Annotated in this window: 7 protein-coding genes and 2 pseudogenes; 7 read left to right on the top strand and 2 right to left on the bottom strand. The window is 39.8% G+C overall.

The features are described from left to right. Positions 1–14 precede the first annotated feature (14 nt). On the top strand, positions 15–707 hold the full coding sequence (gene recO, locus P20480_RS01380; protein WP_006794151.1) for a DNA repair protein RecO: 693 nt from the start codon (positions 15–17) through the stop codon (positions 705–707). A gap of 22 nt (positions 708–729) precedes the next feature. Continuing rightward, positions 730–1,461 (top strand): pyridoxine 5'-phosphate synthase, encoded by a 732-nt coding sequence (gene pdxJ, locus P20480_RS01385; protein ID WP_008132749.1) that lies wholly within the window; start codon positions 730–732, stop codon positions 1,459–1,461. 70 nt (positions 1,462–1,531) lie between these two features. On the opposite strand, the pseudogene barA reads toward pdxJ, so the two are convergent. Further along, positions 1,532–4,317: pseudogene (barA, locus tag P20480_RS01390) on the bottom strand (two-component sensor histidine kinase BarA). Between the two features lie 125 nt (positions 4,318–4,442). Between barA and rlmD the strand changes: the two are divergent. The 5 genes and pseudogenes from rlmD to eno all read left to right on the top strand — a co-directional run bounded on the left by rlmD (position 4,443) and on the right by eno (position 11,935). Further along, positions 4,443–5,769: pseudogene (gene rlmD / locus P20480_RS18815) on the top strand (23S rRNA (uracil(1939)-C(5))-methyltransferase RlmD). Between the two features lie 8 nt (positions 5,770–5,777). Then, on the top strand, positions 5,778–7,934 hold the full coding sequence (relA, locus tag P20480_RS01395; protein WP_006794155.1) for a GTP diphosphokinase: 2,157 nt from the start codon (positions 5,778–5,780) through the stop codon (positions 7,932–7,934). Positions 7,935–7,936: 2 nt separating this feature from the next. Beyond that, entirely contained in the window at positions 7,937–8,734 is a 798-nt protein-coding gene (mazG, locus tag P20480_RS01400) for a nucleoside triphosphate pyrophosphohydrolase (RefSeq protein WP_008132740.1), read from the top strand. Between the two features lie 151 nt (positions 8,735–8,885). After that, positions 8,886–10,520: a CTP synthase gene (locus tag P20480_RS01405; protein ID WP_006794157.1), complete on the top strand. Its 1,635-nt coding sequence runs from the start codon at positions 8,886–8,888 to the stop codon at positions 10,518–10,520. 116 nt (positions 10,521–10,636) lie between these two features. Next, positions 10,637–11,935: a phosphopyruvate hydratase gene (eno, locus tag P20480_RS01410; protein WP_006794158.1), complete on the top strand. Its 1,299-nt coding sequence runs from the start codon at positions 10,637–10,639 to the stop codon at positions 11,933–11,935. A 203-nt stretch (positions 11,936–12,138) separates the two neighbouring features. Here the strand turns inward: eno and mutH are convergent, their stop codons facing one another. Next, the gene (gene mutH, locus P20480_RS01415) at positions 12,139–12,810 is read right to left on the bottom strand and encodes a DNA mismatch repair endonuclease MutH (protein ID WP_008132736.1); all 672 of its coding nucleotides are present in this window, start codon (positions 12,808–12,810) and stop codon (positions 12,139–12,141) included. Positions 12,811–13,180: the final 370 nt, after the last annotated feature.

Here is a 13,180-nt window from a genome sequence, read left to right as displayed (position 1 = left end):
AAGTAACCTACTTTATGGATAGTGACTTCTATACCGCATATTTATTACACCGACGTCCTTATAGTGACTCACAAGTAATGCTCGATATGCTAGTAGAAGGCGTTGGCCAGCTTAGAATGATCGCACGAATTAGTGGCCGCCAGGCCACTAAACACAAAGCGCAATTGCAACCCTTTCAACCTCTACTTGTTCACTATAGTGGTAAGTACGATTTAAAATACATTAATAAATTTGAGCTGCACGGCGCACCGCTTTTTCTATCTGGTGACGAGCTTTATTGTGGGTTTTATTTAAACGAGTTAACAAACAGAATAGTGCCTGTTAATGAGCCTATTGAACAAGCTTATGAGCTTTATAAATCTCATTTAGAAAACTTAAACCGTGGCGTCAATTTGCAATCTGTTTTGCGTTCGTACGAATTTCAATTACTAGAATTATTAGGTTACGGTGTTGATTTCAGTTTTGATACCAACGGTGAGCCAATAGATGAAGCGCTTACGTATAGTTATTTCTCTGAACTTGGGTTTGTTATCCAAGAAGATACTCGCTCAGGTTTTAGCGGTGAACAGCTTCAAGCAATAGCAAATCATGACTTTAGCCGAAAAGATGTGTTATATATGGCAAAACAGTTAAGTCGCTATTTACTAAAACCTTTGTTAGGTAATAAGCCATTAAAAAGCCGTGAGTTATTTACGGCCTCTCAATAAACGTAATTTTACAGGTAAAACAATGAAAGATATTCTTTTGGGTGTAAATGTTGATCACATTGCAACGCTTCGCCAAGCACGAGGAACAACTTATCCTGACCCAGCGCATGCAGCAAGCGTTGCAGAGCACGCTGGTGCAGACGGCATTACCATTCATTTACGTGAAGACCGCCGCCACATTCAAGACCGTGACGTGTACGTAATGGCAAAAACAATTCAAACTCGTATGAACCTCGAAACAGCAGTAACCGATGAAATGATTGCTATTGCTTTAGAAGTGAAGCCTGAATATGTTTGTTTAGTGCCGGAAAAACGAGAGGAATTGACCACTGAGGGCGGTTTAGATGTTGCAGCTAATATAGAAAAAATAAAAGCGGCAACTAAAACCCTTACTGATGCAGGGATTAAAGTCTCATTATTTATTGACGCGGATACTGCACAATTAGATGCTGCAAAAGCCTGCGGCGCACCTTATGTAGAAATACACACCGGTGCATACGCAGATGCTACAAACGATAGCGACTTAAGCAAAGAACTTGAACACATTCGTCAAGGTGTACAATACGCAGCAAGTTTAGGCTTAATTGTAAATGCAGGGCATGGTTTAAATTACCATAATGTAAAGCCAATAGCGGCTATGCCAGAAATTTATGAGTTAAATATAGGCCACGCTATTATTGCGCGTGCCGCCATTGATGGCCTAGATAAAGCGGTGCGTGATATGAAGCGCCTAATGATTGAAGCGCGGATTTAACTTCAATTATAAATAGCTGTTTTAACTTAACAATCACATATGAGTGTTAAGGCATAATTGAAAGACGCGCTTAAAGCACGTCTTTTTTGTTTTTACTGTCCATTTTTGCGTCAACCAATAGGTTTTCAAGCTCATCTTGTAGCTCAAAAAGTTCAGGTTCTATATTTTCGAGCACGCACTCATTTTTAAGTGAAGTCTCAATAGTTTCAGCTAACGATTTTAATTTCGGTACACCGGTGTAGCAACACGCACCATGAAATTTATGCACAATACTGAGTACTTGTTCGCAAGCTTCATTATCAATAGCTTTAGTTAGTAAATTAAGCGTTTCTGGTACGCTTAAAAGCAGCATATTAAGCATTTCAAGCGCCAATTCGTTTTTTCCACCAGCCCGTTGTAATGCAAGGGGCCAATCTATTCGGCTACTCTCAAAAGGCGCTGGACTTTGTGGTATTTCATTTTTGTTTTTTCACGGTTTATTGGCGTTTGTGGGCTGTGGTCGCTAATAATTTGTTTAAGTGTATCTTCATCAATAGGCTTGGTTAAATACCCTTTAAAGCCATCTTTCAGTAGTTGTTCTTTTTCACTATGCAAGGCATGCGCAGTTACTGCAATTATAGGTGTATCTTCATTAAGGGATGACTCTTGGATAAGTTTACATGCGGTTATGCCATCCATTATCGGCATTTGAATGTCCATAAAAATAACATCATACTTATGACTTTTACTTAAACTATAAGCTTGTGAACCATTATGAGCGGTATCAATTACTTCAACCTGTTCATCGAGCAATGTACATATAAGTTTTAAGTTAGCATCGTTATCATCAACAACCAGCACTTTAAGCGGTAATAATTTTTGCTCGCTCTGCTCTATATTATGAACAGGGTGGTCGAGTCTATATGGTGCGGCAAGCACTTCACATAACTTACGATGATTAAGCGGCTTACTTAAGCAAGCATCTGCACCGCTGCCAATAAACGCCTCACGCATATTATGTGAAACGGTATTAAGCATTAAATATAAATAGTCGGTCGAGTCTCTTACCGTTTTTACATAGCCTTTTAATAGTTGCATGTGATCAACCGATGCCATGTGACCAATTAAACAAATATCAAATTTAGTTTGGGTATTTTCTACGGCCGATAAAAAGCTGGCTTCGTTAAAGCATGGCGTTACATTTGCTTGCCACTCAGTCAATAAGGACAGTACAGCATGATGCGTATGCTCGTGCGGCTCAAGGTATAAAATACGCTTACCAATGAGTGACTTACTTGGTAGATCGTTTGTAAATACGTGATTAGGCAGTCTAAAAACACTATTAAATGTAAAACACGTTCCGTTACCAGGTGCTGAGTTTAACGATATTCGACCATTCATCGCTTCAACAATATGTTTGGTGATAATCAGACCGAGGCCTGTACCCCCAAATTTGCGCGTTATGCTTGAATCTGCTTGGCCAAAAGGAGTAAACAATGAATCTTGCTTATCCATTGGTATACCCACACCGGTATCTGTTACTGACACTAAAACAGAGGCACTTTCTTCATCAAGTAAGCGGTAGCTAATATCTACTTTTATAGAACCTTGCTCGGTAAATTTAATTGCGTTACTTAATAAATTAATAAGTACTTGTTTAAAGCGAGTAGGATCGCCAGTCAAGTCGTCAGGGACCTGCGGGTTTATATAAATAGAGAGCTCAAGCTGTTTTTCATGGGCGCTTGGGGCAAGCAATGTCATTACTTCATTTACTGCATCGCGCAATTGAAATTGAATCGATTCAAGTTCCATCGCTCCAGCTTCTAGTTTAGAAAAATCTAAAATATCGCTGATAATAGTCATTAAACTATTAGCCGATAACATGATTGTATCTAGGTAATCTTTTTGATGCTTGTTCAGTGGTGTTTTATAAAGCTGGCGGGTAAATCCCATTACACCATTAAGTGGTGTACGCAACTCGTGACTCATTTTTGCTAAAAAGTCTGACTTAACACGATTGGCATCTTGTGCTTCTTTTTTTGCCATTGTGAGCTGAATATTTTGCGTTTCATATTGTTCAAGCGTTTCACGATAATCACTGGTTGCTTGGTCAATATTTTTTTGCATTTCGTCTTTTTGCATTACCATAGTATCGGCTATGGTATTTAACCCTTCACGAAGAATATCAAATTCACCCAACATGGTATCGGTAAGGCCAGTACTTCTTTTTCCCTCAACGAGTTTGTCGGTTGCAAGTACTAACTTATTTAAAGGGGTCATGAACATGCGGCTAAGTTTAAATGCCATAATTGCCGCTAATACCAAAGATAAAATAATAACAATGCCACTAATAAGTAAGGCGCGTTGTTGGCCTATAACGGCTTTATCTTTGTTTAGCTGTAAAATGACCGTACCTAACGATGTTTGAAAGGCTGAAGCGTCCCATTGAGTATTAGGTGAAGAATGACCAACAATTGGCGTATAGAAAGTAATTATATCTTTTGAGGATTCTATTTTTGTGGCTTTAAGCGATTTAAGAGACGCTTGATTGATTAATTCATCGAATGAGCGGTGGTAATTACTCGTCATCAACAGCTCGTTGTTAGTGTCAAATATAGCAATTGATTTAATAGACGGGGAGTGCCGATTATGTGTAAAACTGATTAAACGATTTAGTAATACTTTATTTTTATCAAGAAGTGGTTGTTCTAAGGCAATAGCTAGAGGCTCTGAAATAGTTGCACCTTGCTGATATAAAATTTCATCAAGCTCAATGTAACGATTTACTGTAAAATAACCACCAAGCAGCAATCCAATGATCACCGTGGGGATCAGGGTCAAAGTTAAAACAGAATCACGTAAGCCTAATTTGGTCATAGTGGGAGCATTATTATCATTATTAGTATGTTTTGAGTATATACGTTTCGATGCCTATTCTCAAAGCTTCACCTACACGTGATTAGTTACGAGTTTTAACCTAAATAAATGTAAGGTAATGCCACATGGCGCAAATTTTTAAAGCGAAAAAAAAACCTCTTCAACAAAAGTCAGTGGTGCTCGATATAACAAATATGGATCACCAAGGCCGTGGCGTAGCAAAATATAACAATAAAGTATGCTTTGTCGCAGGCGCATTACCGGGCGAGAAAGTAAAAGCGACCCTTGTTGATGATAAGGCGCGCTACAGTAGTGCAATTACACACAAAGTGATTAAAGCAAGTGAAGCCAGAGTAGCGCCTTTTTGTGAGCATTATAACCATTGTGGAGGCTGTCAATTACAGCATTTAGATGTAAACCAGCAAGTAGTTGAAAAGCAAGCAGCAGTTGAACAGCTTTTCGAAAAATTTGCCAAGCAAACAAATTTAAACTGGCAAGCTCCATTATTAAGTAGTGCAACGCATTATAGGCGAAGTGCACGGATAGCGGTTATGTTTGATAAGGCCGCTAAAAAAATGCGTATAGGGTACAGAGCGAGTGGTTCAAAAAATATTGTAAGTATTAATAAGTGTGCGGTTTTGACTGACGCCTATGAAACTGTTTTTACACTCTTTGATGAATTAATTAATCACAATAAGCCATTACACAGTATAAGCCACCTACAATTATGCCAAAGTGAAACGCATAACTTTGTTGTCATTCGTCACACTAAAGCAATTAGTGATGAAGTAAAAGCTGTGGTAATAAAAGCCTGTACGCCTTACAAATACTCAGTTATTTGGCAAAGCGAAAGTGATGTAATTGACCATACTAATATTACTATGCCTTACTATTACCTAGATGAATTTAAACTAAAATTTAGAGTTTGGTTTGGATAATTTTATTCAAGTTAATGCTCAAGTTAATCAAGCTATGTTAAAACAATCGGTAGATTGGCTTGGTTTAAGTGGTAATGAAAATATATTAGATTTATTTTGTGGTATTGGTAACTTTTCACTTGTGCTGGCAAAACAAGCAAAAACGGTGATTGGTATAGAAGGTGTTGCTTCTGCGGTTGCAATGGCCGCGCAAAATGCGCAAACTAACTCTATCAGTAACGCGCAGTTTCATTGTTTTGATTTAACGCAAAAAATACAAAATGCGCAGTGGTTTAATAAAAACCTAGATGTGTTGGTATTAGACCCTTCACGTACTGGTGCAATGGCTATATTAGAGCAATTACCTTTAAAGCAATTTAAAACAATTTTATACGTCTCTTGCGACCCTGTTACCCTAGCCCGTGACAGCGCTATTATTTCGCAAGCAGGCTTTGAGCTCAACAAAATTGGGCTAATGAATATGTTTCCTCATACTGGGCATATTGAAACTATGGCGTTATTTCAACGGAGGTAAAGCGCATTATGGTAGCGACACGTCAATCACATCAACAAGATGAAACGGGTGATCTTTTTACACGGTTAAAAGCACTCGACCTATCTACAGAAAAGACTCAGTTGCTTAATAAGGCGCAAGCGCTTTGTGTTAAAAGTGATAACCAAGACTGGCAAAATACAGCCATAGAAATGGTGGAAATTTTAGTCGAGTTAAACCTCGATGCTGAGTCGTTAGCTACAGCGTATCTAACACCCTATTTTTTAAATGATGTGGTCTCCCTTGAAACCGTTCAAGAGCAGCTTGGAAGCAATATATCTTTGTTGTTAACAGGGGTTTCTCAAATGGCGACTATTAGTACTTTGTCGCACCAAGGTAAAGGCACTGTTCAAGTCGATAATATTCGTAAAATGTTATTAACCATGGTTGAGGATGTGCGCGCTGTGGTGATTAAACTTGCTGAGCAGGTATGTCATTTACGTAACGTTAAAAATGCAGGTGAAGAAGAGCGTGTTATTGCCGCCAAAGAAACAGCTGACATTTTTGCTCCTTTAGCAAACCGACTTGGTATTGGCCAGTTAAAGTGGGAACTTGAAGATTTATCGTTCAGGTATTTACGCCCAGATACGTATAAAAAAATAGCAAAACAGCTTGATGATAAACGTCTTGCCCGTGAAGCCTATATGGAAGACATGGTAGAACAGGTTAAAAGCCGTTTAAGTGAAGCAGGTATAGAGGCTGAGGTATATGGTCGGCCTAAGCATATCTACAGTATTTACAAAAAAATGGCGCAAAAAAACTACGAGTTTGATCAACTTTTTGACATACGTGCTATGCGTATTGTGGTTGACCGCTTGCAAGATTGCTACGGTGCGCTCGGTATAGTGCATACCAACTGGCGCCATTTGAACAAAGAGTTTGATGACTATGTTGCAACGCCTAAGCAAAATGGCTATCAGTCAATCCATACCGTTGTTTTTGGCCCTGAGGGCAAAACCGTAGAAATACAAATACGCACGCAAGATATGCATCAAGATGCAGAACTAGGTGTAGCCGCTCATTGGATGTACAAAGAAGGGGCTTTACCTGGGCGAGGCTCGGGTTACGAGCAAAAAATTAGCTGGTTACGTAAATTACTGCAATGGCAAGAAGAAGTGGTGGATGGCGGCGATTTAGCTGAAGAACTAAAAAACCAAGTTGTTGAAGACCGTGTATATGTATTTACCCCGCGCGGCGATATTTTTGATCTACCATTAGGGGCCACGCCGCTCGATTTTGCTTACTACATTCATTCTAATGTGGGACACCGTTGTATTGGCGCAAAAGTATTTGGCAAAATAGTGCCGTTTACGCATCAATTAACGACGGGCGATCAGGTCGAAATTCTCACACAAAAACAGCCAAATCCCAGCAGAGATTGGTTAAATCCGTCACTGGGTTATATTAAATCATCTCGTGCACGTGCCAAAATACACCATTGGTTTAAGCAACTTGACCGCGACAAAAACCTAAGTGCGGGTAAAGAAATTCTTGATAACGAGCTGCAAAAGCTTGATTTAACATACAAAGATTTAGCCCCAGCAATCAAGCGATTTAACTTTAAAGAGCTTGATGACTTAATGGTCGCAATTGGAGCAGGCGATGTGCGTCTTAACCAAATGCTTAATTTTGTTACTGACCGTACAGAAGACGAACCTGTTATTCGTTTTAAAGCACCAAGCAAAGTAACGGGCGATAAAAACGGCATAGTGGTTGATGGTGTGGGTAGTTTAATGAGCCACGTTGCTAAATGTTGCCGCCCCGTTCCAGGTGATCAGATCATCGGTTATATCACGCAAGGCCGCGGTATTGGTGTACATCGTGATGATTGTGATTCATTTAATAATTTGAAAACGCAGCACCCAGAGCGTGTTGTTGAAGTTAGTTGGTCTGAAGATATAAATGGATCATACGCGCTCAGTATAAAAATTGAAGCAAGCGACAGATCTGGACTAATTCGTGATATCAGTTCTGTACTGGCTAACGAAAAAGTAAACGTACTTAACATGAATGTAAATACCGTGGGCGCTGACCAGTTAGCAGTATTTACCATGCAAATAGAAGTACATGATTTATCGGGCACTAATCGAGTACTGTCTAAATTGCACCAAATTGAAGGTGTTCACCATGCTAAGCGAGGGCAGTAGCTTTGGCTAACCATTCAGCATTAACAGAATTACTGAATATCATGCAAAGACTAAGAGATCCCAATGGTGGTTGCCCTTGGGATCTCAAACAAGACTTTAAATCAATTGTGCCGCATACACTTGAAGAAGCCTACGAAGTTGCCGACTGTATAGAATCGGGTAATTTAAGTGAGCTTAAAAATGAGCTTGGAGACTTACTGTTTCAAATTGTTTTTTATGCCCAATTAGCTCAAGAGCAAAGCTTGTTTGACTTTAACGACGTAATAGAACAACTAAATGCAAAATTAACACGTCGCCACCCTCATGTTTTTGGCGATAAAAAAGCCCTCAATGATGAGCAGTTGTCAGCTCAGTGGCAAGCTATTAAAGCCCAAGAGCGAAGCGAAAAAGCAATGTCTGAAGAATCACTGTTATGGCAAGATATTCCTGCAAATATGCCAAGCCTTAGCAAGGCTAAAAAAATTCAACAGCGAGTGGCTTCAATGGGATTTGACTGGCCCACCTATCATGGCGCACTTGATAAAGTAAGCGAAGAAGTACTTGAGGTTAAAGAAGCAATAACACAAAACCCCTTATCGGATCACACGGCAGAAGAGCTTGGCGATTTACTGTTTGCCACTGTTAATGTAGCGCGTCACGTTAAACGCGACCCAGAGCAGCTCCTCAGAAATGCAAATGACAAGTTTTCTGCCCGATTTGAAAAGGTACAGGCGTACTTGCAAGCACAAGGTAAAAGCTTAGACACGGCAAGCCTTGAAGAAATGGATAATGCATGGGAAGCAATCAAAAAACATAAATAAAATAGCGCACGTTTTTTAATCGCCCATTCGCTAATTTTAGCTGGATTGCTAAAGCGTGTTTTGGTACAATTTCGCCCCGTCTTGATGATATGCCCATAGCCATTTTTTTGGGTGTTATATTCCTTTTAATTCCTGATATTCTAGGGTTCGCATGAGTACAAAATTTATCTTCGTTACTGGCGGGGTTGTTTCTTCGTTGGGTAAAGGTATTGCAGCAGCATCGTTGGCGGCTATTTTAGAAGCCCGTGGCTTAAATGTTACTATTTTAAAGCTGGATCCTTACATCAACGTTGACCCAGGCACAATGAGCCCAATTCAACACGGTGAAGTATACGTTACAGAAGACGGCGCAGAGACTGATCTTGATTTAGGTCACTACGAACGTTTTATTCGCACCAAAATGACTAGCCGAAATAACTTCACACAAGGCCGCGTATATGAAGACGTATTACGTCGCGAGCGTCGTGGTGAATACTTAGGCGCAACTATTCAGGTTATCCCTCATATCACTAACGATATTAAACAGCGTGTTTACGAAGGCGCTGAAGGCCATGATATAGCAATTGTTGAAATTGGTGGCACAGTAGGTGATATAGAATCACAACCGTTTATCGAAGCAATTCGTCAAATGGGCACAGAGATAGGTCGCGAACGCGCACTCTTTATTCACTTAACGTTAGTGCCTTTCTTAGGCCCTGCAGGCGAAGTGAAAACAAAACCAACACAGCACTCAGTTAAAGAACTTCGCTCTGTTGGTATTCAGCCAGATATTCTAATTTGTCGTTCAGACCGTAAGTTACCTAACAATGAGCGTGCAAAAATTGCATTGTTTACCAATGTAGAAGAAAAAGCGGTAATTTCACTACCTGATGTAGACAGTATTTATAAAATTCCAGCACTGTTAAAATCACAAGAACTAGATAACTTTGTATGTCGTCGTTTTCACTTAGACGCACCTGAAGCTGATTTAGTTGAGTGGGAACAAGTATTGTACCAAGAGTCTAACCCTACGGGTGAAGTAACCATTGGCATGGTTGGTAAATACATTGAACTACCCGATGCATACAAGTCGGTTAACGAAGCTTTAAAACATGCGGGCCTTAAAAACCGTTTAACTATCAACATTGAATATGTTGATTCACAAGATCTAGAAAGCAAAGGTGTAGAGCTGCTTTCTCACCTTGATGCTATTTTAGTTCCAGGCGGTTTTGGTGGTCGTGGTGTTGAAGGTAAAATTTTAGCGGCCAAATACGCACGTGAAAATAAAGTGCCTTACTTAGGTATTTGTTTAGGTATGCAAGTGGCGCTTATTGAGTATGCACGTAATGTTGCAGGCTTAACCGATGCAAACTCTACAGAATTTAATGCTAAATCAGCAGCGCCTGTTGTAGGTTTAATCACTGAGTGGTTAGACGCCGAAGGTAAAGTGGAAGTTCGTGACGAGAAATCAGATCTTGGTGGCACAATGCGCTTAGGCGCTCAAAAATGTCACTTAGCACCAGGCTCTAAGGTACACGAAGTTTACGGTAGCGACGAAATTGTAGAACGTCATCGTCACCGTTATGAAGTTAATAACAACTTTGTAGACCAACTTGAAAAAGCAGGTTTAACATTCTCTGGTTTATCTGAAGATAAAAAACTAGTAGAAATTATTGAAAACAAAGATCACCCTTGGTTTATTGCCGCGCAGTTCCACCCGGAATTCACGTCAACACCACGTGATGGTCACCCGCTATTTGAAGGATTTGTAGCAGCAGCGCATATCCACCAAAAAGCGTCGTCGTAATTTATAAAAAGCCGTGCATATATTGCACGGCTTTTTTGTTTTAAGACTGACTAAACTATGACAAAACATAGTAAAGTAAACAAAACTCACCATTTTGGGAATATAGAGGAAACAAGATGTCAAATATCGTAAAAGTAATTGGTCGCGAAATCATGGACTCGCGTGGTAACCCAACTGTTGAAGCTGATGTACATTTAGCTGATGGCTCATGGGGTCGTGCGGCAGCACCTTCTGGCGCATCTACTGGTACTCGCGAAGCATTAGAGTTACGTGATGGTGACAAAGCGCGTTACTTAGGTAAAGGCGTATTAAACGCGGTTGGTTACATCAATAAAGAAATTGCTGATGCGCTAGCTGGCCAAGACGCACTTAACCAAAGTGCAGTTGATAAAGTAATGCTAGATTTAGACGGCACTGAAAACAAAGAAAAATTAGGTGCAAATGCAATCTTAGCAGTATCACTAGCAACAGCTAAAGCCGCAGCTCAATCTAAAAAAGTAGAGCTATACGAGCACATTGCTGATTTAAACGGCACACCGGGTGTTTATTCAATGCCACTTCCAATGATGAACATCATCAATGGTGGTGAACACGCAGATAACTCTGTAGATATTCAAGAATTTATGATCCAACCTGTTGGCGCTTCAAACTTCCGTGAAGGCTTACGTATGGGCGCAGAAGTTTTCCACAGCCTAGCAAAAGTACTTAAAGCAGATGGTCACTCAACAGCTGTAGGTGATGAAGGTGGCTTTGCGCCAAACCTTGAGTCTAACGAAGCAGCACTTGCAGCAATTAAAGTTGCGGTAGCAAACGCAGGTTACGAGTTAGGTAAAGATATTACGCTTGCAATGGATTGTGCTGCCTCTGAGTTTTACGACAAAGAAGCAAACATCTACGATCTTAAAGGTGAAGGCAAAAAATTCACGTCTGAAGAATTTAACTTCTTTTTGCAAGAGCTTACTCAGCAATACCCAATCGTTTCTATTGAAGATGGCTTAGATGAGTCTGATTGGGATGGATTTGCTCACCAAACTAAATTAATGGGCGATAAAATCCAGTTAGTAGGTGATGATTTATTCGTAACTAACACTAAGATTTTAAAACGTGGTATCGACAACGGTATTGCTAACTCAATCTTAATTAAGTTTAATCAAATCGGCTCACTAACTGAAACGTTAGCAGCTATTAAAATGGCGAAAGACGCTGGCTTTACTGTTGTTATCTCTCACCGTTCTGGTGAAACAGAAGATGCAACAATTGCTGATTTAGCAGTAGGTACTGCGGCAGGTCAAATCAAAACAGGTTCATTAAGTCGTTCTGACCGCGTAGCTAAGTACAACCAATTACTTCGTATTGAAGAGCAATTAGGCGCTAAAGCACCGTACAACGGTTTAAAAGAAGTTAAAGGTCAGTAATTCTTTTTTAGAAACTGATTTTAAATTTTAAGCTATAAAATCCTCGCCAATGCGGGGATTTTTTGTTTAAGCTTTTTGAGTAACTACAACACTAATTAACAAGAATCCTCAATTAATTTGAGATACTAATATGGCGTTAATGGTGTTAAAACTTCCTAAAAAGTTTTATGGAAAATTTAAGCCTTGTTGTCGACAAGGATTAATCAAAGCAGAAATTGCTGCTTTAAAATGTCACCTGTAAAACTGGTTTTTAAGTAAAAACCACGGGGGAGGGTTTTAATTATTTGCCCGTTTGGGCCAATGGCATCGGTCACAATTTTGCTATTAGCGGCTTTTGGACGAATTTGCATTGCATCGCCTAAATGGCCTGATATTTCATCAACCCTACCAAGCGCAATAAGCTCCATTTGCTCTTCCCAGTCTCGTTGTAGTTTAGCGTCCTGCTCAGGCGTTGGTTGCCATAAAAAGCCACTGCCAATGGTTCTATTAAACGGTGCTATATCTCGCTCGCTTAAAACCGGAAGCCATAAAACGTGGTTAAGCTTTTTACGAACCGCACTAGTGTGCCATGTCATGCCCGTTACGTTTATTAGTGGCGTTACCGATACAAAGGTGGTTTCAAGAGGTTTGCCCTTATAGGAAATAGGCAGCGTTTTGAGTTCAATACCTAAATCCTCAAAGTCAGGAAGGGGTTTAGAACCCGCGGTTGCACCTAAAACGTACTCAATTAATTGACCCGTCCAGCCTTTTTCTCTTAATAAATCATCAGGGGTTTTAAAGTTATATTGCTCGGCAAGCTGTCCAAGCGTAAGGCCTGCAATACTGTTAACACGTTGAATAAGGTCATTAATTGAATGTGGTTTAGTTGGACGCATAGCACTAATTTGAGTTGAATAAATACCATGCTCATGATAGCAAATCAGCTAAGCCGTGGATATCTTTAGGGTTGTGTGTTTTTTGTTCGGTGGTTGGGTGTGTTAATTTTATACATTGTGAAAATTGCATCTAATTCGTTAAGTTGCTGACTAACTTGGCTTTTTTCTGTTGTCGAGTATTGATTGTATTGGGCGTAATAAAAGTTACAGGGATAAATACAACTATATGAACATGTTTATCCACAGAATCTGTGGAGAACAACACGTTTTCGATCTTGTATTGTGGATTTGTTTGCAAAATGAACGTGTTTTTTAAAAGTTATGCACAAACTGTGAGTAACTAGAGCAAAATAATAACTGCAATAGCTTT

Origin of the sequence: Pseudoalteromonas sp. BSi20480, assembly GCF_000241365.1 — a bacterium.
In the GTDB taxonomy this organism is placed as follows: Bacteria; Pseudomonadota; Gammaproteobacteria; order Enterobacterales; family Alteromonadaceae; genus Pseudoalteromonas; species Pseudoalteromonas marina.
This window is presented reverse-complemented; position numbering and strand designations above follow the sequence as displayed.